Raw genomic sequence first — 20978 nt, forward strand, 5'->3', positions numbered from 1 at the left:
GGGAAGGCTGCGCTGCGGCGCCCGCTCAGGGAGCCTGGCTTTCCTGCGCCCGGCGGATCGCCGCCTCCACGCATTGCAGGTGCAGCTTCTTGCGGGCGAGCTGGCGGGTCCGCCGCTCCTCAAGATCGGTGGTGGGCATCGCCTCGATGGCGCAGCCGCGCCAGCCGTTGGCATCCAGCGCGCGGGCGACCTCCGCATAGCCGAAATAGCCCTTGTCCGGCTGCTCCCACGGCGCGCGGAAATCGGCGCGGCGCAGGACGAAGCGGTTGGACTGGCTGGACCCGCCGAGACTGGTCAGCCGGGCCACGATCAGCCGTTCGCCGTTCGGGTGGATGACGGTCAGGATCGGGCGGATGCCGAAGACGGGCGGGTCGCTGCTCATGGCGACATGCATAGCGTTCCGGCGCTGGTTAGGCCAGCAACAATGGCCAGCAATAACTGGATGCGATGCCGATATCCGCGTCGGTCGATTTTCGCTCGGATGGGCATCCACTCTTAATGAAGAATAAGCCAAGAGTGACCGCAGGATTGTCGAATAACATACCGCAGTATGATTGTTCTAGTTGGTGCGGAGATTGGCTGTCTGATAGGTCATCATTGCTTTATATGTTGCCTTGTCCGCAATCGTGATAGGCGGCATCATCGGTCCTTAGGGTGAAACGGAGAGAGCATTATGGCGCTAGGAGCATGGCTGCGCGCGTCGCTGGTGGTGGCGATCATCGGGCTATCGACCCTTTTGTCGGGGCATGCCTCGGCGCTGTCACCGATTAAGTATCGTTGGGACGAACTGCCGGGCGATGCCTTCAACGCCCAGGGCAGTGCGCTAAAGGCGAGCGTTTACGTATCCGTGGGCGCGCGGGTGCGGGGCAAGGCTCCGCTTCTGGTCCTTCTTCACGGCTGCGAGCAGGATGCGTCGTCCTTCTTCACGGATTCTGGATGGATGGACATAGCTGACCGCTACGGCCTCATCGTCCTGCTGCCGGAGCAGCAGCACAATCCCTTTGCCATGGTCGGAGGTGCCTCACGCTATGGCAACCCCCTCGGCTGCTTCAATTTCGCCGACCGCCTGACCAGTCCGCTGAAGGGCGGTGTCCCACGGGAGGCGGGGGCTATCGTCTCCATGGTCGACGCGGTGCGCGCGGGCAAGGGGCTTGACCGCGACGGTCCCCGAATCGAGGACGGGCGTGTCTATGTCACCGGCCTGTCGGCAGGGGCGGGCATGGCGGCGACCTTGCTGGCCGACTTCCCGCAGGTCTTCTCGGGCGGAGCGCTCTTCGCGGGCGTTCCGGCGCTATGCGCGCAGAGCATGCAGTCGGCCGCGTCGCTCTGCGGCATCTCGGTTATGCGCGGCTGCGCCGAGGTGAAGGCGCGCTCCGGCGGCTATGACAGCCGCGAATGGACGAAGGCGGTCCAGCGCTCCCAGCACCCCGCCGGGCGTCCGCGCGTGCTGATCGTCCAGGGGACGGCCGACTGCACCGTGGACCCGCAGAATGCCCTCTACCTGACCAACCAGTGGACGGCCTTCCACGGCTTGAAGGCAAATTCTCCGGTGGTCATCGGGCAGGAGCCGTCCTGGCCGGAGCGCGCCGTGCGGCAGGGCTACGCCCCGGCGGGCGCCAACGCCCTGTGGGTGGAGACGGTGCTGCTGAAGGACGTCGGCCACGTCATGCCCATCGACACCCACAACCCGCAGCGCCCCTGCGGGCGGGTGCGGGTGTCGGAGACGAAGACCTACATCGAGGATGTCGGCTTCTGCGGCGCGGCGCTGGCCGCCGAGTTCCTGCAACTGGAACAGTAACTCCCGCCGAAGGAGCAGCGGGCGGGTCCGGTACGCACCAAAGTGGTGCGACAGCCCGCCGCACCTTCCGGAATGCCGTTTGCCAAACGATGCAGATTTGACGCAGATTGGGGTCGCTGCGTGAACGTTCATTGCGCGGCTGCGGAGAAACGCGAACCAAACAAAATATAAGGGACGCCCCCATGAGCCAAAGCTCGGCCGATCGCTACAACCAGATCCATGCCCGCTCCCTGTCCGATCCCGACGGATTCTGGGGCGAGGCGGCGGAAGACATCACCTGGATCAAGCGCTGGGACAAGGTGCTGGACGACAGCAACGCGCCCTTCTACCGCTGGTTCACCGGCGGCGTCCTGAACACCTGCTACAACGCCGTCGACCGTCATGTGGAGGCCGGACGCGGCGCCCAGGCGGCGATCATCTACGACAGCCCGGTCACCAAGACCGTCCAGACCATCACCTACGCCGAGCTTCAGGATCAGGTTGCCCGCTTCGCCGGCGCGCTGCGCGCCCAAGGCGTGGAGAAGGGCGACCGCGTCATCCTCTACATGCCGATGATCCCGCAGTCGCTGGTCGCCATGCTGGCCTGCGCGCGTCTCGGCGCCGTGCATTCGGTGGTGTTCGGCGGCTTCGCCCCGCACGAATTGGCGACCCGCATCAACGACTCCCGGCCGAAGGCCATCGTCTCGGCCTCCTGCGGCATCGAGCCGAACCGCGTCGTCAAGTACAAGCCGATGCTCGACGCCGCCATCGAGCAGGCGGAGCACAAGCCGTCCAGCGTCATCGTCTTCCAGCGCCCGCAGGAGACCGCGACCCTGGTCGAGGGCCGCGACGTGGACTGGGCGGAGGCCGTCGCCAAGGCCGAACCGGCGGAGTGCGTGCCGGTCGCCGCGACCGACCCGCTCTACATCCTCTACACGTCGGGCACCACGGGCCAGCCGAAGGGCGTCATCCGCGACAACGGCGGCCACGCCGTGGCGCTGAAATGGACGATGAAGAACATCTACAACGTCGAGCCGGGCGAGGTGTACTGGGCGGCGTCGGACGTGGGCTGGGTCGTCGGCCATTCCTACATCGTCTACGGTCCGCTGCTGCACGGCTGCACCACGGTGGTGTTCGAGGGCAAGCCGGTGGGCACGCCGGACGCCGGCACCTTCTGGCGGGTGATCGAGCAGCACAAGATCGGCACGCTGTTCACCGCCCCGACCGCCTTCCGCGCCATCAAGCGCGAGGACCCCAACGCCGAGTTGCTGAAGAAGTACGACCTGTCGCACTTCCGCGCCCTGTTCCTGGCCGGCGAGCGGTCGGACCCCGACACGCTGCATTGGGCCGAGGACAATCTGAACGTCCCGGTCATCGACCACTGGTGGCAGACCGAGACCGGCTGGGCGATCTCCGGCAACCCGCTGGGCGTGCAGCTCTTCCCGATCAAGTACGGCTCGGCCACCCGCCCGATGCCGGGCTGGGACGTGCGGATCCTGAACGCCGAGAACCAGGAGGTGCCGCGCGGCGACATCGGCGCCATCTGCGTGAAGCTGCCGCTGCCCCCGGGCACGCTGCCGACGCTGTGGAACGCCGACGACCGCTACAGGAAGTCGTACCTGTCCGATTACCCCGGCTACTACCAGACCGGTGACGCGGGCTTCATCGACGATGACGGCTACGTCTACATCATGGCCCGCACTGACGACATCATCAACGTCGCCGGCCACCGCCTGTCCACCGGCGGCATGGAGGAGGTTCTGGCCAGCCACAAGGACGTGGCGGAATGCGCGGTGATCGGCGTCGCCGACGACCTGAAGGGGCAGGTGCCGCTGGGCTTCCTCTGCCTGAAGGCCGGCGTGACCCGCCCGCACGAGGAGATCGTCAAGGAGGTGGTGCAGCTGGTGCGCGAGCAGATCGGCCCGGTCGCCGACTTCAAGCGCGCCGTGGTGGTGGAGCGCCTGCCGAAGACCCGCTCCGGCAAGATCCTGCGCGGCACCATGCAGAAGATCGCCGACAACCAGGACTACAAGACGCCGGCGACCATCGACGATCCGGGCATCCTGCCGGAGATCGCCGAGGCGCTGCAGTCGCTCGGCTACGCCAAGGCGCATCAGGTCGGTTGATTGGTCCCGCGTTCGGTTCCCCTCCCCAGGCGCGTCCGGGGGAGGGGATTTCTTTTTCGGCTAAGCCTTGTCCAGCGCGGCCAGGGAATCGTCCAGCTCGTCCAGCCGGGCCTGTTCGGCCTCCAACTCCGCCAGGGCGCGGCGGGCGTTGGCGATGTCGAGGTCGAGCTGGTCGCGCCGCCGCCGGATCAGCTCCTCCAGAGGGGTCAGTTCCTCCATGGCCAGCGCCTGGGCGATGGCCGCGTTGCTGCCGCCGCCCAGCGCCAGCCGCAGCATGCGCGTGGTCGGGCGAATCCCCTGGGCCTCCAAATGGCGGGCGGTGACCAGAATCTCGATGGTGTCGTGATGGCGTGCCATGGCCCCGCCCTTATGACGCAGTGCGGTGGATTGTGCCAAGCCGCGCGCCGGATCCGGGGGCTTATCCGCGCGCAGCGGCGATATGCCACAAGGCCGAGCATGGGGTGCGCTTTTCGGGCCCGCCGCGATTTCGCCGAATTTTTGCTGCACGGGCATCAAAGTCTGGAATAAACGATGAGCGGGGGGCGTTCATCCTGGCGTACCGGGTCCTTGCGAGGGGGCTCGGCCCTGGGAGGGCGCGCCACCCGTTCCTACCTGAAGGAGTGCCATGATCCGCCACCCGGCGGTCCGTGGAGCCTTCGAGGCAACAATCGGGTGCGCGGTTGAGCACGTTCGGGGTCGAGCTGGAAGTCCACATTGCGTCGCTGCGCCGCTACGCGCGCGCGTTGCTGCGCAACCGTTCGGATGCCGAGGATCTGGTGCAGGAGGCGTTGACGCGGGCGGTGGCGCGCGCCGACACCTTCAAGGCGGGGACGAACCTGCGGGCGTGGCTTTTCACCATCCTGCACAACGTCCATGTCAATCAGGTCCGCTCCAAGGCGTCGCGGCCCGACGAGGTCGATGTGGACAGCGTCGAGTCGAAGCTGGTGACGCCGGCCCGGCAGGAGGAACGTGTGGAGTTGCGCGAGATGATGCGCGCGCTCGACGACCTGCCGGAGGAACAGCGCAAGGTGCTGCTCCTCGTCGCGCTGGAGGGCCTGAAATACGAGGAGGTCGCCGAGACGCTCGGCGTGCCGATCGGGACCGTCATGTCGCGCCTCTCGCGGGCGCGCGAGGCGGTCAGGGCGAAGCTGGCGAACGAGGGCTCGGTGGCCCTCAGGCGGGTGAAGTGATGAACGCGCATTGCGTAACGGACGACGAACTGCACGCCTATGTGGATGGGCAACTGGCTCCGGAACGCCGGCTCTTCGTGGAGCGATGGCTGGCCGACGACCCGGATGCCGCCCGCCGGGCCGAGGACTACCGCGCCCAGGCCGCGCTGCTGCACGAACTCTTCGACCCCGTGCTGCGCGAGCCGGCCAGCGGCCCGGTCGAGGAACTGACGGGCAAGCTGCGCGGGCGGATGCCCGGCAACGACAACGCCGCCCCCTGGCACGCCCGCCATTGGGTGCGCATGGCTGCGGCGGTGATGCTGATCATCGGCGGTGCCGGCGGCGGCTGGCTGGGCCGCGGCGCGGTGGACCAGTCGCCGGTCGTCCAGCAGCGCCAGACGCTCCAGACCTTCGCCGAGGAGGCCACCCAGGCCCACCGCTTCTACACCTCCGACGAGCGCTTCCAGGTCGAGCTCGGCGCCGACAACCAGGATGAGCTGAACAGCTGGCTGTCCAAGCGCGTCGGCCGCGACGTGTTCGGCCCCGACCTCGGCAAGGTCGGCCTGCGCCTGATCGGCGGCCGGTCGCTGCCCACCGAGCTGGGGGCCGGCGCCCAGTACATGTACGTGAACGAGGCGAACAAGCGCGTCACCCTGTTCGTCGGCGCCCCGCGCTCCGGCAACCCGGCCAAGTTCGGCTTCTCGCAGAACGGCGACGTGGCGACCATCTATTGGGTGGAAGGGCCGTTGGCCTACGCGCTGGCCGGCCGGATGTCCAAGGAGGACCTGCTGCGCGTCGCCGAGGCCGTCTACAACGACGTCAAGGCCGGCCCGCGCCGCCCCGAGCCGCAGCAGCAGGACCAGCAGCCCCAGCAGCAACAGGAGCAGCAGCCCCAGCAACAGCAGCAGGACCAGCCGCCGGCCGGGGTCCAGCCGATCAGCGACACGCACAAGCCGAAGGACAGCTGAGGCGGGGAGTGACGTGATTTGCGAGGGGCGACCGCCACCCCTCGCGCACTCCGCCAAAGGGTGGCGTGGCTCCTGAACCCAAAGGGTTGAAACAGCTCTCCTCTCTTCGTTTTCCAGTTTGCCCCCAGCCTGCCACCGCTCCACAATGCACCCGTGACGGCGTGGATCATGGGGCATGCGGGACTGGTTCTTCATCGGCGACAGCCACGTGCAATCCTTCGAGATCGCCGCGACGATCCACCTGCTCAACCGGCCGGCGCGCTGTCTGCTGGTTCCCGGGGCGACCTCGGTTGGGCTGCGCAACCCGGAAAGCCGGACTCATGCGGTCGCTCTCTTCAAGGACGCCTTGCTGCCCGCCGATCCGAAAGCCATTCCGGTGATCCAGCTTGGCGAGGTCGATTGTGGATTCGTCATCTGGTGGCGGGCGCAGAGGCACGGCGACTGCGTCGAGCGGCAGCTGGAGGAGTCGGTGGCCGCCTGCGCCGCCTTCGTGGACGATCTGCTGGAGGGCGGCTATCCCACGCTGGTGCTGACCGGAGCGGTGCTGCCGACCATCCGGGACGGCGAGACCCGCGGCAAGGTGGCGCGTGCCCGGCATGAGGTCACCGCCACGCTGCGCCAGCGCACCGAGCTGACCCACCGCTACAACGCCCGCCTGCGCGACGCGGCGGCGGCGCGCGGCTTGCCCTTCATCGACATCACGCCGCGCATCACCGACCCGGAGAGCGGGCTGGTCGCCGAGGCGTTCCGCAGCCCGAATCCCGGCGACCACCACCTCCACCCCATCCGCGCCGCCGAGGTCTGGGCGGAGGCCTTGAACGCGCTGGACCTGCGGTCATGACCGACGCGCTGGACTTCCTCCGCGCGGGTGCTACCGCGCTCCAGCGGGGTGACCGGGCAGGGGCGGAACGCCAAGTGGTCCGTGCGCTGGCGCTGGTCCCCGGCCACGGCGAAGCCTGGAACATCCTCGGCGTGCTGGCCGTCTCCGCGGGCGATCCCGCGGGAGGCGAGGCGCGCTTCCGCCGGGCGTCGGCCTGCGCGCCGGAGAACCCCGCCTACGCGCGCAGCCAAGCGGAATGCCTGAAACGCCAGGGATGGGCGGACCGGGCGGCGCCTCTGCTGGCCGGCGCCGTGCGCCGCGGCGCGTTGTCGCCGGATCTCGCCTGCGATCTTGCGGACCTGCGGCTGGGGGCGCGGGATGTTGCCGCCGCTACGGCGCTCTACCGGCTGGCGCTGACGCTGGCCCCCGGCCACGCCCGCAGTCAGAACAATCTGGCGGAGGCGCTGGGCAAGGCGGAACGGGCGGACGCAACGGCCGACGCCTTGGTCCGGCTGGCGGTGCTGCGCGGGACGGCGACCGCCTGGGGGGCGGCGGGGGCGGCACTTCTGGCGGCGTGGCGGCAGGATGAGGCGCGGACCGCCCTGCGCCGGGCCACGGCGCTCGACCCGGCCGCGGCCGAGCATTGGGTCAATCTGGGCTTTGCCGGGTTGGGCCGGCACGCGGTGGTTCCGGTGGAGGCCGCCTTCGACCACGCTTTGCGTCTGTCGCCGGGGATGGATGCGGCGCGGGCGGGGCGCGGGACGCTGCGCATGCTCACCGGGCGCCTGCGCGACGGGGCGGCGGATTACGAGGCGCGGCTGAGCCTGCCCAGCTTTGTGCCGTCGCGGTCCTACGGCCGGCCGGTCTGGGACGGCCAAGTCCAGTCGGGCAAAACGCTGTTGATCCACGCCGACCGTGGCTATGGCGACGCCATCCAGTTCATTCGTTACGCCCCTCTGCTGCGGGCGCAGGGCATGCGCGTGGTCTTTCATGGGCCGGACGGTTTGCTCGACCTCTTCCGCGCGTCGGAGTTGGTGGACGAGCTGTCCGGCCTCGACGGGCCGCCGCCGGCCCACGACGTCCACATCCCCATCATGAGCCTGATCCATCGCATGGGCACCGATCTGGACAGCGTGCCTGCCGTCGTTCCCTATCTGCGGGCGCCCGGTGCGGCGGCGCGGCGCTGGACGGACCGGTTGGCCGGCGTGAGCGGGGTAAAGGCCGGGCTGGTCTGGCACGGCTCGGTCGCCTTTCCCTATCACCGCCAGCGTTCCCCCGGGCTGGAGGCGGTCCTGCCGCTGACCGGCATTCCCGGCGTGACGGCGGTTCTGCTCCAGGTCGCCAACGGGCGTTCGGACCTGGAGCGCCTCCGCCCGCTCGGCCCGGTTCTCGACCTCGGATTGGAACTGCGCGATTTCGCGGACACCGCCGCGGCAATCCAGGCGCTGGACATCGTGATCAGCCCCTGCACCGCCGTGGCCCACCTCGCTGGGGCGCTGGGGAAGCCGGTGGCGGTGCTGCTCGACCAGGGGGCGGAGTGGCGCTGGATGCATGGGCGGACGGATTCGCCCTGGTACCCGACGGCCCACCTCTACCGCCAATCCGTGTTCGGCGACTGGACGGAGCCGGTGGAGCGGTTGCGCCGCGATCTGGCCGCCATGGCCACACCGTGAACACCGTCCCCGCGCCGCCTGAGGAGGCGCGGGGACGGTGGCAACTCACTCCGCCGCCATCGGCTGCGGGGCGGCGGGCTGGCGGAAGCCGTCGAGCAGGGCGGCTTCCTTCGCCTTGGCCGCCGCGACGTTGCGGGCCTTCACCGGGCCATAGCCGCGCATCTCCTGCGGCAGGCGGGCGATCTCCACCGCCGTGGCGTGGTTGTCGCGGGTCAGGCCGTGCAGGATCTCGCCCATGATGGCCTCGTAGTCGGCGATCAGGCGGCGCTCCATGCGGCGCTCGGCCAGCCAGCCGAACGGGTCGAGCGGGCTGCCGCGCAGGCGCTTGCCCTTGGCGAGCAGGCGCAGGGCCTTCAGCATCCACGGGCCGAAGCGCTTCTTCTTCGGCTCGCCGCCATCCTCGCCGGTCTCGCCCATCACCGGCGGGGCCATGTGGAAGACCAGCTTGTAGTCGCCCTCGAACATCCGCCCGACCTGCTCGACGAAGCCGGTGTCGGTGTAGAGCCGGGCCACCTCATACTCGTCCTTGTAGGCGAGCAGCTTGAAGTAGCCCTTGGCCACGGCCTCGGTCAGGGCGGTGGAGCCGGGGAGCCTCTGGCCCTCGACGCGCCGCGTCCAGTCGACCAGCGCGTGGTAGCGGCTGGCGTAGGCCGCGTCCTGATAATCGGTCAGGAAGGCGGTGCGGCGGGCGACGGCCTCGTCCAGGCTGGCCGAGGGGCGGCGCTGGTCGAGGATGAACAGGTCGTGTGCGGCCGCCTGCTCCTGCGGCGGGTTGGCGGCGGCCTCCACCGCGGCCAGATCGACGGCGGCGCGGCGGCCCCAGTTGAAGGCGTCGGTGTTCATCTTCACCGCCACGCCGTTCAGCTCGATGGCCTTCAGGATGGCCTCGGCGGTGATCGGGATCAGTCCCTTCTGCCACGCGTAGCCCATCAGGAAGGGGTTGGTGGCGATGCTGTCGCCCATCAGCGCGGTCGCCAGCTTGGTCGCGTCGAAGGCGTTCACCGCCCCCTCGCCGCAGGCCTTGCGGATGTCGGCCACCAGATCGCGGACCGGCACCGTGAAATCCGGCTTCTTCAGGAAGTCCACGGTGATGGTGTCGTGGGTGTTGATGACCGCGCGGGTGTGGCCGTGCGCCATCTTCGACAGGGCGTCGCCCGCCCCGGCGACGATCAGGTCGCAGCCCACGACCGCGTCGGCTCCGCCCGCCGCGATGCGGACGGAATGGATGTCCTCCGGCGTTGCGGCGATGCGGATGTGGCTGGTCACAGCACCGCCCTTCTGGGCGAGGCCGGTCATGTCGAGCACGCCGACGCCCTTGCCCTCGATGTGGGCGGCCATGCCGAGCAGGGCGCCGATGGTCACCACGCCGGTGCCGCCGACGCCGGTGACGTAGATGCCCCAGGGCCGGTCGAGCGCGGGCAGGGTGGGGGTGCGCAGGTCGGACGGGTCGGCCCCGGCCATCGCCGCGCCCGCCTTCGCTTCGACCGGTTTCGGCTTGCGGAGCTGGCCGCCCTCCACCGTCACGAAGCTGGGGCAGAAACCCTTGGTGCAGGAATAGTCCTTGTTGCAGCTCGACTGGTCGATCTGGCGCTTGCGCCCGAACTCGGTCTCCAGCGGCACCACCGACACGCAGGAGGACTTGACCGAACAGTCGCCGCAGCCTTCGCAGACCAGCTCGTTGATGATGACGCGCTTGGCCGGGTCGACCATCTTGCCGCGCTTGCGGCGGCGGCGCTTCTCGGTGGCGCAGGTCTGGTCGTAGATCAGGGCGGTGACGCCGGGCACCTCGCGCATCTCCTTCTGCACGCGCTCCAGGTCGTCGCGGTGTTCGACGCTGGTGTATTGCGGCAGGCCGTCGCCGATGCCGTACTTCTCCGGCTCGTCGGAGACGACGACGATGCGGCCCACGCCCTCGGCGCGGAGCTGGTTGGCGAGCGACTGGACGGTCAGGGTGCCGTCCACCGGCTGGCCGCCGGTCATCGCCACGGCGTCGTTGAACAGGATCTTGTAGGTGATGTTGGCCTTCGCCGCGATGGCCTGCCGGATCGCCAGGATGCCGGAATGGTAGTAGGTGCCGTCGCCGAGGTTGGCGAAGATGTGCTTCTCCTCGGTGAAGGGCGCCTGGCCGACCCAAGGCACGCCCTCGCCGCCCATCTGGGTGAAGGTGTCGGTCTTGCGGTCGAGCCAGGTCGCCATGTAGTGGCAGCCGATGCCGCCCAGCGCGCGGCTGCCCTCCGGCACATGGGTGGAGGTGTTGTGCGGGCAGCCGGAGCAGAAGGTCGGCTTGCGGATGACGCGGGCCTGATGGGCCTTCTGCTTTTCCTGGGCGTCGAGGAAGGCGACGCGGCGCTTCAGGTTCTCGTTGTCGACGAAGCGCTCCAGCCGGCGGCCGATGACCACGGCGATCTGCGCGGGCGACAGCTCGCCGGCGGAGGGGAGGATCCACTCGCCGTGCTCGTCGAACTTGCCGACCACCTTCGGGCGGACGTCGGGGTGCCAGTTGTAGAGCTGCTCCTTCAGCTGGTTCTCGATGACCGCGCGCTTCTCCTCGACCACGACGATCTCGTCGAGCCCCTCGGCGAAGTGGCGCACGCCGTCGCGCTCCAGCGGCCAGGGCATGCCGACCTTGTAGACGGTCAGGCCCCAGTCGGCGGCCATCGCCTCGGTGATGCCCAACTCGTCGAAGGCCTGCCGGACGTCCAGATAGCTCTTGCCGGTGGTGACGATGCCGAAGCGCGGGCGGGGGGAGGACACCATCACCTTGTCCAGCCGGTTGGCACGGGCGAACGCCAGGGCGGCGTACAGCTTGTGCTTCATCAGCCGGTATTCCTGCTCCAGCGGCGGGTCGGGCCAGCGGATGTTCAGGCCGCCCGGCGGCATCGGGAAATCGGCAGGGACGATCGGGCTGACGCGGTGCGGGTCGATGGTCACCGAGGCCGAGGTGTCCACCGTCTCGGCGATCGTCTTCATGGCGATCCAGCAGCCGGAATACCGGCTCATCGCCCAGCCGATCAGGCCGTAATCCAGGATCTCCTGCACGCCCGACGGGTTCAGCACGGGGATCATCGCGTGCATGAAGGCGTGTTCGGACTGATGCGGGAAGGTGGAGGACTTGGCGTTGTGGTCGTCGCCGGTCAGCACCAGCACGCCGCCGTTGCGCGAGGTGCCGGCGGCGTTGGCGTGCTTGAACACGTCGCCCGAGCGGTCGACGCCCGGACCCTTGCCGTACCACATGGAATAAACGCCGTCGTACTTGGCGCCGGGGAACATGCCGACCTGCTGGCTGCCCCAGACGGCGGTGGCGCCCAGCTCCTCGTTCACGCCGGGCTGGAACTGGATGTGGTTCCTCTCCAGGAACTTGCGCGCGTTCCACAAATTCTGGTCGAAGCCGCCCAACGGCGACCCACGGTAACCCGAAATGAAACAGGCGGTGTTCAACCCGGCGGCAAGATCGCGCTGGCGCTGCATCATCGGAAGGCGCACCAGCGCCTGGGTTCCCGTCAGGTACACGCGCCCTTGTTCAAGCGCGTACTTGTCGTCAAGGGTCACGGTTGCGAGTGCCATTGTTCCATCCCCTTTGTGGCGCCCTGAAAAGCGCTGTTCCGGGCGCGTTCGCCGCGCCGCTTGTTGTGTTTGTTCGACAAGCAAAAAGGTAACGAAGGCTGTCTTATTCGGCAACCGGCGCCGGGCCTCCTTCTGCAAAAAGCAAGGAACGGTCCGGCGCTCGCAGCGCTGTGAAACGGACGGGCGGGAATCGCCCTTCGGCGGGACATTCCCGCTCGCGCCCACAGGTGCGTCACCCTTGCCCCCACCCTAACCCTCCCCCGCTTCGCAGGGGAGGGAACTGCCGCCGCTTTCGCGGAAGGCACCCTCTCCCGCGTGAGCGGGGGAGGGTCGGGGAGGGGGCCTTCTTACCCGATATGGGAAGTCTTCAGGCGGGCGGCAGGGGAGGATGACCCGATGAATGGCCTGTCTCGCCCCCGTGGTCCGGCCCGCCGAAGGCGCCGTCCGGCCACAGAGCGGGGCCGTTGCCGTCGCGCAGGCTGAGGCTGCGCACCATGGCGCGCAGGGCGCCGATCATGACGCGCAGGGCGGCGGAGGCGTCCGCCCCGCCGCCGATGCTGATGATCCAGCGCAGGGCGTCCATGTGGGCCTGCACCGCCTCCTGGAAGCTCTCCCCGTCATGGTCCACCCAGGCGACGCAGGTGGACAGCGACGCGACGATGGCGGTGGCCGCAGTGTTGCCGGCGGCGGCCAACTGCAGGTCGGACACCGCGTGACGCAGCCGCGTGCCCAGCGCGTCGGGATAGGCCAGCGCCCTCTCCATCCGGTCGAGGGCCAGCACCAGCCGGACCATCTTCGGATCGGTCGAGCGCAGCGGACCCGTTCCTGCCCCCGTCCCGGACGGGCCGGGCAGGCGCGGCGGCGGCGGGGGGAGGCGCAGCGGGGCGGGGGCGGAGGAGATCGCCGGGCGGGCCGGCGCCGGGTGCGAGGGGGCGGGCGTGCTGTTGTTCGTCGGCTTCGCCGTGGCCGCTTCGCTCTGGGAACGGCCGCCCCGGCGTGGGTTGGTCAGCACGGTCTCGATGCGCCGGGCGATGGTGGCGGCGGAGGCCGGTTTGGCGAGGACGGTGTCCGCCCCGGCGTCCCAGGCGGCGCGCACGGTGGCGACGTCGGCGTTGGCGGTCAGCACGATGATCGGCAGATCGGGGCTGAGGCAGCTGGCGGAACCGCGCACCCAGCGGACGAGCTGCCCGCCGCCCACCGGTTCCATCACCCAATCGGTGACCATCAGGTCGTAGGGCTCCCGGCGCAGCAACTCCATCGCCTCCTGCCCGTTGGCGGCGGGGGCGACCTGACCGACGCCCCAGTGTTCCAGCATGTCCCGCAATGCCCGCAGCAGCAGCGGGTTGTTCTCGACGACCAGGATCTTCAGGTGGGTCGGGTAGCGGCGCGGCATGTCGGGTCCGAAGGTTCGGGAACGAAGCGTTACCGAATATCCGAACGCCGCCCTGGGATTTCAGGACGCGGAGACGTGTTAGCGCCAATCGGCGCACGACCGGGGGAGCCTTTTCGCCTCATGGAGTGCGCCTGGTCTTCGGCTCCCCCGTCCGGAGACTCGGTCGAGGTCCGGGGTGCCTCTAGCGGACCAGCGCGAGATCCTTCAGGACGGCCACCTCGTGGGCCTGCTCGTCCAGGCGGGCCTTCACGGCGTCGCCGATGGAGATCACCCCAGCGAGGTCGCCGGCCTCGTTGCAGACCGGCACATGGCGGTGGCGGCGCAGCGTCATCATCTGCATCACGTCCTTGATCGTGTCCTCCGGCCGGCAGGTCTTGACCTGACGGGTCATCAGGTCCTCCACCGGCATATCCAGCGCGTCGGCGCCATGCATCGCCACGGCGCGGACGATGTCACGCTCCGACAGGATGCCGGCCAGCCGGCCCCGACGGTCGCACACCACCAGGGCGCCGATGCGCCGGTCGGTCAGCGTGCGGGCGGCGGCCCGGATGGATTCGGACGGCAGGATCGATGCGACGGTATGGCCTTTGCGGTTCAGAACCTCGGAAACGACGGTCATGTCCACCCTCCCTCTTTCGGGTTGGCGAATCGGCGGGGTCCGATTCGAAATGAGCCTGGAGCGGCCGGCGGTTCCGGCAAGGGTGAAGCGGTATGGATCGGAAAATCGGTTTTGCCGTATTGCCGGGGCCGCTATGCATGGAAGCACGGCAATCGCTGAATTATGGACAGGGGGAAGGGAGCGCGCGCATGACCACCGAGCAGAAGGTTCTTCGCCTGTCCATCGCCGTCACGGTGCTGCTGGCGGGCGCCGGCATCCTGTTCGGCCTGCTCTCGGGCTCCTTCGCCATCGTCTTCGACGGCATCTATTCGCTGGTGGACGCCAGCATGACGATGGTGACGCTGCTGGTGTCCAACCTGATCGCCGCCTCGACCGCCACCTTATGCACGGGCGGCCCGCGCCGCGGCAAACTGGCCGAGCGCTTCACCATGGGCTTCTGGCACCTCGAACCGATGGTCCTCGGGCTGAACGCCACCCTGCTGATGGGGGCGGCGATCTACGCGCTCATCAACGCCGTGGGCAGCCTGATGACCGGCGGGCGCGATCTCGCCTTTGACCACGCGATCGTCTACGCGGCGGTGACCGTTCTGGTGGCGGCCGGCATGGCAATCTTCGCGACGCGGGCGAACCGGACGGTCCGCTCCGATTTCCTGGCGCTCGACGCGAAGTCCTGGATCATGTCGGCGGCGCTCACCGCGGCGCTGCTCGTCGCCTTCGTCTTCGGCCACCTGATCCAGGGCACCCGGCTTCAATGGATGTCGCCCTACATCGACCCGGCGGTGCTGGCCCTGGTCTGCCTGGTGGTCATCCCGATCCCGGTCGGCACGATGCGGCAGGCGCTGGCCGACGTCCTTCTGGTCACGCCCGCCGACCTCAAGCGGCACGTCGACGCCGTCGCGTCGGACATCGTGCGGCGCTACGGCTTCTCCTCTCACCGCGCCTATGTCGCGCGGGTGGGGCGGGGGCGGCAGATCGAGCTGTTCTTCATCGTCCCGCGCGGCTGGCCGCCGCGCACGCTGGAGGAGTGGGACAAAATCCGCGACGAGGTGGGTGCTGCGATCGGCGGCGAAGGTCCCGACCGGTGGCTCACCATCGCCTTCACCAGCGATCCGGAATGGGCGGAATGACGGCCGGCCCTGTGGACGGTCCGGGCCGTGTCTATTAGGGTATCCTTGATAAACGGAACGCGCGGCGCGGGCGGAGGGTGACGGGATGGCCGGCAATTGCTGTGGTGGTTCTTGCGGGAGTGGCGGGCGCCCGAACGGCGGACGGCCCAATGGAGGGCAACAGGCCGACTACCGCCGCACCCTGCGCATGGCGCTGCTCGTCAACGGGCTGATGGCCGCGGTCGCCCTGGCCGCGGGGCTGGAGACGCAGTCCATGGCCTTGCGGGCGAGCGCGCTGGATTTCCTGGCGGCTGCGACGACCCACGGCGTTGGCCTGTGGATGATCGGGCGGGGGCTGGAGTCCCGCGGCTGGGCGACGTTGGCACGGGGGCTGGCGTTGACCGTCCTCGGGCTGGGGGTGGTGGCCGTCACGGCGTGGAGCGCCTACGCCGGCACCGTTCCCGACGCGCCGGTGATGAGCCTCGTCGCGCTTCTCGGGATGGGGGCGAGCCTGTCGGTGGCGGTCCTGCTGTTCGCCGGACGGCGCGGCGGAGTGACGCTGCGCGCGGTCTGGCTGTGCGCCCGCAACGGCGTGCTGGCGAACGCGGCGGTGATGATGGCGGCGGCGGGCGCCTGGACGATGGAGCAGGGCTGGCCGGACCATCTGGTCGCCGCGGTCATCGCCGCCACCGTGCTGTCCGCCGCCGTCACGGCGCTGCGGCAGGCGGTGGCGGAACGCCGCGCGTGGCACGCGCCCGCCGACCCGACCGGGCTGGGCAAGGGGGCTTGACAGGACCGCATCCCTGTGGCGAACTCGACGCCATGAATTTCGCCGCTCCCTCCCTGTCGTGTCGTTGGTGGTGGCCCGTCTAACCGGGCCGGCCAGCCGACGCGCGTGAGCGCACAGAGTATCGAAAGGCCGCCCGGAGCTTCCGGGCGGCCTTTTTCCTGACCAGGGAATCCAGGTGTCGAGCAAGGGAACTCCGGGTGTCCGTCCGCCAACGGATCGACCACCGGAGACCCCACCATGTATCCCGCCGATCTCCTCGCTTCTCCCAGCCTCCTCGAACCGCTGTCTTTCCGGACGCGGGGCGGCGTCACCGTGACCCGGCGCGCCACGGCGCTCGACCCGCAGGGCGCTCTCGATCCGGTGATCGACGCGCTGGACCGCCGCCGCGGCCTGCTGCTGTCGAGCGGGGTGGAGGCGCCGGGCCGCTACCGCCTGCACGCGCTGGGCTTCACCGATCCGCCGCTGGCGCTCACCGCGCGCGGGCGGACGCTGCGCATCGACGCGCTGAACGCGCGGGGCCGGCTGCTGTTGCCAGCCGTCGCCGAGGCTCTGCGCGGCCTGGAGGCGCTGGCCGGGCTCGAGGAGGCGCCGTCGCGCGTCACCGCTCTGGTCCGCAAGCCGCAGCACCCCTTCCCGGAGGAGGAGCGGAGCCGCCAGCCCTCCGTCTTCTCGGTCCTGCGCGCGGTGCTGGCGCTGTTCGCTGCCCCCGACGATCCGCTGCTCGGGCTCTACGGGGCCTTCGCCTACGACCTCGCCTTCCAGTTCGAGCCGATCCGCCTGCGGCTGGAGCGGCCCGACGACCAGCGCGATCTGGTGCTGTACCTGCCGGACCGGCTCGTCGCGCTGGACCCCGCGATGGGCCTCGCACGGCTCGTCGAGTACGAGTTCGCCACGGCGGCGGGGAGTACGGAAGGGCTGGAGCGCGCCGGGCGCGACCACCCCTACCGCCCCGACACCAACACCGAGGCCGGCTGCGACCACGCGCCCGGCGCGTATCAGCGCGTCGTCGAGACCGCCAAGGCCGCCTTCCGCCGCGGCGACCTGTTCGAGGTGGTGCCGGGCCAGACCTTCGCCGAGCCCTGCGCCGACGCGCCCTCGGCGGTGTTCCGGCGGCTGCGCGCCGCCAACCCGGCGCCCTACGAGGCCCTCGTCAATCTCGGTCGGGGCGAGTTCCTCGTCGCCGCCAGCCCGGAGATGTACGTGCGGGTGGCGGGCGGTCGACTGGGCGGGCGGGTGGAAACCTGCCCGATCTCCGGCACCGTGGCGCGCGGGGCCGACGCGCTGGGCGACTCCTCGCAGATCCTGCGCCTGCTGACCTCGGCCAAGGACGCGGCGGAGCTGACCATGTGCACCGACGTCGACCGCAACGACAAGGCGCGGGTGTGCGAGCCGGGGTCCGTCCGGGTGATCGGCCGGCGGATGATCGAACTGTACTCCCGCCTGATCCACACGGTGGACCATGTGGAGGGGCGGCTGCGGCCCGGCCTGGACGCGCTGGACGCCTTCCTCACCCACACCTGGGCGGTGACGGTGACCGGGGCGCCGAAGCGCTGGGCCATGCAGTTCCTGGAGGATACGGAGCAGTCGCCGCGGCGCTGGTACGGCGGGGCCTTTGGTCGCCTGGGCTTCGACGGTGGGATGGACACCGGCCTGACCCTGCGCACCATCCGCATGGCCGAGGGCGTCGCTTGCGTGCGGGCCGGGGCGACCCTGCTGTCCGACAGCGATCCGGACGCGGAGGACGCCGAGTGCCGCCTGAAGGCCGCCGCCTTCCGCGACGCCATCCGCGGGACCACCGCGAATTTGCTTCCCACGATTCCGGCGGCTCCCTGTGGCGGGCGTGGCAAGCGGGTGCTGCTGGTGGATCACGACGACAGCTTCGTCCACACGCTGGCCGACTATCTGCGCCAGACCGGCGCGTCGGTGACGACGCTGCGTCACAGTCACGCACGGGCGGCGCTGGCGGAGCAGAGGCCGGATCTGGTCGTGCTGTCCCCCGGTCCGGGACGCCCGGCGGATTTCGACGTGGCCGGCACCATCGACGCGGCGCTGGCGCTCGGCCTGCCGGTGTTCGGAGTCTGTCTGGGCTTGCAGGGGATGGTGGAGCGGTTCGGCGGCGCGCTGGACGTGTTGCCGGAACCGGTCCACGGCAAGGCGACGGAGGTCCGGGTGCTGGGCGGCGCGCTGTTCGCCGGCCTGCCGGAGCGGATGAGGGTCGGGCGCTACCACTCGCTGGTGGCGCGGCGCGACCGGCTGCCGGCGGACCTGACGGTGACCGCGGAAACCGCCGACGGTCTGGTGATGGCCGTGGAGCACCGGCGGCTTCCGCTCGCCGCCGTGCAGTTCCACCCCGAGTCGATCCTGTCGCTCGACGGTGGGGCCGGTCTCGCCCTGCTGGGCAACGTGATGGACCGGCTGGCCGCCGGCGCCCTCGCGGACGCGGCGGCGTGAGGAAGGGGCCGGGGGTGGTTACTCCACCATCCCCAGCGCTTCCTTGTAGAGTTCCAGGATCGCTTCCTGCTCCTGGCGGTCGGCCTTGTCCATTTTGCGCAGCCGGATGATCTGGCGGATGATCTTGGTATCGAAGCCGGTGCCCTTGGCCTCGGAGTAGACCTCCTTGATGTCCTCCTGCAGGCCGCGCTTCTCCTCTTCCAGGCGCTCGATGCGCTCCACGAAGGATTTCAGGCGATCCGCCGCAATGCCGCCGACGTCGGACATGATAAGGGTAACCTCAAATTGGGTGCTTCCGGGGAATCCGGCGCGGACGATATCGGCGGGCGCCGTCGATGGCAAGCGACTCCCGGCGTCATCGGCGCGGATGCCACAGGCCACGGCCGGGTGTGCCCGGATAGTGGGATACGCCCACGACGACGAGCGCCGCCTCGGACCAACGCCTGATGCGAAAGACCGATGGCGGGACCGTGCGAAAGCGGCGACCTTGCACTTTCCGTTGCACGCGGGCGTGCCAACCCTCTCCGGGCTGTTGCGCCGCACCCATCACCGCTGGTAATACCATCGACGCTCAAGAGCTTCACAAAGTCACATAAATCCGGCATTGATGCCGACGGTCTAGGCTGATTGCACGCAAATCGGCCACTTGCGGCAGGGGAGATAAAGAACCATGAAAATCGCCATACCCAGGGAGCGGCGCGCGGGCGAGAATCGCGTCGCGGCGTCTCCGGAGACGGTCAAGAAACTCAAAGCCCTCAGCCTGGAAGTGGTCGTGGAGACCGGGGCCGGTCTGGGCTCGAACCTGCCGGACCGGGTGTATCAGGACGCCGGCGCGGAGATCGCGCCGGACGCCGCGTCGGCGCTGGCCGACGCCGACATCGTGCTGAAGGTGCAGCGCCCGCTGCTGGCCGGGGAGGGGGACCTCGACGAGCTGGCGCTGATCAAGCGCGGCGCGCTGCTGTTCGCCATCCTCAACCCCTACAACAGCCGCGACCACGTGGCCGCCTACGCCGCGGCCGGGGTGAACGCCTTCGCCATGGAGTTCATGCCGCGCATCACCCGGGCCCAGGTCATGGACGTGCTGTCCTCGCAGGCCAACCTCGCCGGCTACAAGGCGGTGGTGGACGCGGCCAGCGAGTATGGCCGGGCCTACCCGATGATGATGACCGCGGCGGGCACGGTGCCGCCGGCGCGCGCCTTCATCATGGGCGTCGGTGTCGCCGGCCTGCAGGCCATCGCCACGGCCAAGCGGCTGGGCGCCATCGTCTCGGCGACCGACGTGCGCCCGGCGGTCAAGGAGCAGGTGCAGTCGCTGGGCGGCAGCTTCGTCGCGGTGGAGAACGACGAGTTCAAGCAGGCCGAGACCGCGGGCGGCTACGCCAAGGAGATGTCGGACGACTACAAGCGCCAGCAGGCGGCGCTGGTGGCCGAGCACATCAAGAAGCAGGACATCGTCATCACCACGGCGCTGATCCCCGGGCGCAAGGCGCCGATCCTGGTGACGCGCGAGCATGTCGCCTCGATGAAGCCGGGCTCGGTGCTGATCGATCTGGCGGTGGAGCAGGGCGGCAACGTCGAGGGCTCGGAGCTGGGCAAGGTGGTCGTCACCGACAACGGGGTGAAGATCGTCGGCCACGCCAACTACCCCAGCCGCATCGCCGAGAGCGCTTCGCTCTTGTACGCCAAGAACCTGCTCGCTCTGCTGCAGTCGCTGCACGACAAGGAAAAGGGCGTCACGCTCAACTGGGACGACGAGATCGTGAAGGCCATCGCGCTCACCCGCGATGGGCAGGTCGTCCATCCCGCCTTCGCCGGCCAGACGGTCTAAAGGCCGGACGGAATTAGGGAGAGACACATGGATCAGACTCAATTGTCCAACCGCGTCGCTGAGCTGAAGGCCCAGCTCGCCGCGGCCAGCCAGCAGATCGACGCGCTCGCCGCCCAGGCCGCAGCACTCGGCCACGCCGCTCCCGTCGCGGACGCGGCGAGCCACGGCAACTTCTTCATCACCGGCCTGACGGTGTTCGTGCTGGCCTGCTTCGTCGGCTACTACGTGGTGTGGCGGGTGACGCCGGCGCTGCACTCGCCGCTGATGGCGGTGACCAACGCGGTGTCCTCGGTGATCATCGTCGGCGCCCTGATCGCCGCCGGCCCGGCCGGCTTCGGCTTCTCCAAGATCATGGGCTTCCTCGCCGTTATCCTGGCCAGCGTCAACATCTTCGGCGGCTTCCTGGTCACCCAGCGCATGCTGTCGATGTTCAAGAAGAAGGGCAAGTAACCATGGAAACCCTGTCCGCCCTTCTCTATCTGGTCGCCTCGGTCTGCTTCATCATGGCCCTGCGCGGCCTGTCCAGCCCGGAGACCTCCCGCCAGGGCAACTTCTTCGGCATGGCCGGCATGACCATCGCCGTGCTGACCACGCTGGCTCTGCCCATCGTCCAGTCCTACTGGATGATCGTGCTCGGCATCGCCATCGGCGGCGGCATCGGCTACGTCATCGCCAAGAAGATCGAGATGACCGC

Annotated in this window: 17 protein-coding genes and 1 pseudogene; 12 read left to right on the top strand and 6 right to left on the bottom strand. The window is 69.4% G+C overall.

The window, feature by feature from the left end; translation table 11 throughout:
• Positions 1 to 25: 25 nt before the first annotated feature.
• A complete protein-coding gene (locus FHW79_RS28120; protein WP_183181966.1) occupies positions 26 to 382 on the bottom strand; it encodes a hypothetical protein in 357 nt (118 codons plus the stop codon).
• 291 nt (positions 383 to 673) lie between these two features.
• Here FHW79_RS28120 and FHW79_RS28125 point away from each other — a divergent pair, with 291 nt between their 5' ends.
• Positions 674 to 1798, top strand: a complete 1125-nt coding sequence (locus FHW79_RS28125; RefSeq protein WP_183181967.1) for a PHB depolymerase family esterase — start codon at positions 674 to 676, stop codon at positions 1796 to 1798.
• 182 nt (positions 1799 to 1980) lie between these two features.
• Positions 1981 to 3903, top strand: a complete 1923-nt coding sequence (locus FHW79_RS28130; protein ID WP_183181968.1) for a propionyl-CoA synthetase — start codon at positions 1981 to 1983, stop codon at positions 3901 to 3903.
• 60 nt (positions 3904 to 3963) lie between these two features.
• Here FHW79_RS28130 and FHW79_RS28135 read toward each other — a convergent pair whose 3' ends face one another.
• The gene (locus tag FHW79_RS28135; RefSeq protein WP_183181969.1) at positions 3964 to 4260 is read right to left on the bottom strand and encodes a DNA-binding protein; all 297 of its coding nucleotides are present in this window, start codon (positions 4258 to 4260) and stop codon (positions 3964 to 3966) included.
• A gap of 323 nt (positions 4261 to 4583) precedes the next feature.
• Between FHW79_RS28135 and FHW79_RS28140 the strand changes: the two genes are divergently transcribed.
• From FHW79_RS28140 to FHW79_RS28155, 4 genes are all read left to right on the top strand, one after another.
• Entirely contained in the window at positions 4584 to 5093 is a 510-nt protein-coding gene (locus tag FHW79_RS28140) for a sigma-70 family RNA polymerase sigma factor (RefSeq protein ID WP_014239953.1), read from the top strand.
• The gene (locus tag FHW79_RS28145) at positions 5093 to 6040 is read left to right on the top strand and encodes an anti-sigma factor (protein WP_183181970.1); all 948 of its coding nucleotides are present in this window, start codon (positions 5093 to 5095) and stop codon (positions 6038 to 6040) included. The genes FHW79_RS28140 and FHW79_RS28145 overlap by 1 nt, the downstream gene beginning before the upstream one ends.
• A 175-nt stretch (positions 6041 to 6215) precedes the next feature.
• Positions 6216 to 6881, top strand: coding sequence for a hypothetical protein (locus FHW79_RS28150; RefSeq protein WP_183181971.1), 666 nt, complete (start codon positions 6216 to 6218; stop codon positions 6879 to 6881).
• Positions 6878 to 8533: a hypothetical protein gene (locus tag FHW79_RS28155; RefSeq protein ID WP_183181972.1), complete on the top strand. Its 1656-nt coding sequence runs from the start codon at positions 6878 to 6880 to the stop codon at positions 8531 to 8533. Before FHW79_RS28150 ends, FHW79_RS28155 begins: the two co-directional genes overlap by 4 nt.
• 45 nt (positions 8534 to 8578) lie before the next feature.
• On the opposite strand, the pseudogene FHW79_RS28160 reads toward FHW79_RS28155, so the two are convergent.
• The 3 genes and pseudogenes from FHW79_RS28160 to FHW79_RS28170 all read right to left on the bottom strand — a co-directional run.
• Positions 8579 to 12100 (bottom strand): annotated as a pseudogene (locus FHW79_RS28160) (indolepyruvate ferredoxin oxidoreductase family protein); the annotation flags it as partial.
• Between the two features lie 364 nt (positions 12101 to 12464).
• Positions 12465 to 13490 (bottom strand): response regulator, encoded by a 1026-nt coding sequence (locus FHW79_RS28165; protein WP_183181974.1) that lies wholly within the window; start codon positions 13488 to 13490, stop codon positions 12465 to 12467.
• 181 nt (positions 13491 to 13671) lie between these two features.
• A complete protein-coding gene (locus tag FHW79_RS28170) occupies positions 13672 to 14109 on the bottom strand; it encodes a CBS domain-containing protein (RefSeq protein ID WP_183181975.1) in 438 nt (145 codons plus the stop codon).
• Positions 14110 to 14297: 188 nt separating this feature from the next.
• Between FHW79_RS28170 and FHW79_RS28175 the strand changes: the two genes are divergently transcribed.
• The 3 genes from FHW79_RS28175 (at position 14298) to FHW79_RS28185 (ending at position 18456) form a co-directional block, all read left to right on the top strand.
• A complete protein-coding gene (locus FHW79_RS28175; RefSeq protein ID WP_183181976.1) occupies positions 14298 to 15236 on the top strand; it encodes a cation transporter in 939 nt (312 codons plus the stop codon).
• A 187-nt stretch (positions 15237 to 15423) separates the two neighbouring features.
• A complete protein-coding gene (locus FHW79_RS28180) occupies positions 15424 to 16005 on the top strand; it encodes a cation transporter (protein WP_183181977.1) in 582 nt (193 codons plus the stop codon).
• Between the two features lie 237 nt (positions 16006 to 16242).
• The gene (locus tag FHW79_RS28185; protein ID WP_183181978.1) at positions 16243 to 18456 is read left to right on the top strand and encodes an anthranilate synthase; all 2214 of its coding nucleotides are present in this window, start codon (positions 16243 to 16245) and stop codon (positions 18454 to 18456) included.
• 18 nt (positions 18457 to 18474) lie between these two features.
• Here the strand turns inward: FHW79_RS28185 and FHW79_RS28190 are convergent, their stop codons facing one another.
• Positions 18475 to 18723: a DUF2312 domain-containing protein gene (locus FHW79_RS28190; RefSeq protein ID WP_014239966.1), complete on the bottom strand. Its 249-nt coding sequence runs from the start codon at positions 18721 to 18723 to the stop codon at positions 18475 to 18477.
• 403 nt (positions 18724 to 19126) lie between these two features.
• Here FHW79_RS28190 and FHW79_RS28195 point away from each other — a divergent pair, with 403 nt between their 5' ends.
• The 3 genes from FHW79_RS28195 to FHW79_RS28205 form a co-directional block, all read left to right on the top strand.
• A complete protein-coding gene (locus FHW79_RS28195) occupies positions 19127 to 20284 on the top strand; it encodes a Re/Si-specific NAD(P)(+) transhydrogenase subunit alpha (RefSeq protein WP_183181979.1) in 1158 nt (385 codons plus the stop codon).
• Positions 20285 to 20311: 27 nt separating this feature from the next.
• Entirely contained in the window at positions 20312 to 20734 is a 423-nt protein-coding gene (locus tag FHW79_RS28200) for an NAD(P) transhydrogenase subunit alpha (protein WP_014239968.1), read from the top strand.
• Positions 20735 to 20736: 2 nt separating this feature from the next.
• Positions 20737 to 20978: NAD(P)(+) transhydrogenase (Re/Si-specific) subunit beta (locus tag FHW79_RS28205; RefSeq protein WP_183181980.1), on the top strand; the 242-nt coding region annotated here is incomplete at its 3' end.

The organism is Azospirillum sp. OGB3 (assembly GCF_014192915.1).
Classification (GTDB): domain Bacteria; phylum Pseudomonadota; class Alphaproteobacteria; order Azospirillales; family Azospirillaceae; genus Azospirillum.

What these genes read in the sequence shown, in the direction of transcription:
- FHW79_RS28190 (WP_014239966.1), bottom strand. Translation starts at nt 18,723, where the DNA reads ATGTCCGACGTCGGCGGCATTGCGGCGGATCGCCTGAAATCCTTCGTG.
- FHW79_RS28175 (WP_183181976.1), top strand. Translation starts at nt 14,298, where the DNA reads ATGACCACCGAGCAGAAGGTTCTTCGCCTGTCCATCGCCGTCACGGTG.
- FHW79_RS28200 (WP_014239968.1), top strand. Translation starts at nt 20,312, where the DNA reads ATGGATCAGACTCAATTGTCCAACCGCGTCGCTGAGCTGAAGGCCCAG.
- FHW79_RS28120 (WP_183181966.1), bottom strand. Translation starts at nt 382, where the DNA reads ATGAGCAGCGACCCGCCCGTCTTCGGCATCCGCCCGATCCTGACCGTC.
- FHW79_RS28170 (WP_183181975.1), bottom strand. Translation starts at nt 14,109, where the DNA reads ATGACCGTCGTTTCCGAGGTTCTGAACCGCAAAGGCCATACCGTCGCA.
- FHW79_RS28195 (WP_183181979.1), top strand. Translation starts at nt 19,127, where the DNA reads ATGAAAATCGCCATACCCAGGGAGCGGCGCGCGGGCGAGAATCGCGTC.
- FHW79_RS28185 (WP_183181978.1), top strand. Translation starts at nt 16,243, where the DNA reads ATGTATCCCGCCGATCTCCTCGCTTCTCCCAGCCTCCTCGAACCGCTG.
- FHW79_RS28125 (WP_183181967.1), top strand. Translation starts at nt 674, where the DNA reads ATGGCGCTAGGAGCATGGCTGCGCGCGTCGCTGGTGGTGGCGATCATC.
- FHW79_RS28165 (WP_183181974.1), bottom strand. Translation starts at nt 13,490, where the DNA reads ATGCCGCGCCGCTACCCGACCCACCTGAAGATCCTGGTCGTCGAGAAC.
- FHW79_RS28155 (WP_183181972.1), top strand. Translation starts at nt 6,878, where the DNA reads ATGACCGACGCGCTGGACTTCCTCCGCGCGGGTGCTACCGCGCTCCAG.
- FHW79_RS28130 (WP_183181968.1), top strand. Translation starts at nt 1,981, where the DNA reads ATGAGCCAAAGCTCGGCCGATCGCTACAACCAGATCCATGCCCGCTCC.
- FHW79_RS28145 (WP_183181970.1), top strand. Translation starts at nt 5,093, where the DNA reads ATGAACGCGCATTGCGTAACGGACGACGAACTGCACGCCTATGTGGAT.
- FHW79_RS28150 (WP_183181971.1), top strand. Translation starts at nt 6,216, where the DNA reads ATGCGGGACTGGTTCTTCATCGGCGACAGCCACGTGCAATCCTTCGAG.
- FHW79_RS28180 (WP_183181977.1), top strand. Translation starts at nt 15,424, where the DNA reads ATGGCGCTGCTCGTCAACGGGCTGATGGCCGCGGTCGCCCTGGCCGCG.
- FHW79_RS28135 (WP_183181969.1), bottom strand. Translation starts at nt 4,260, where the DNA reads ATGGCACGCCATCACGACACCATCGAGATTCTGGTCACCGCCCGCCAT.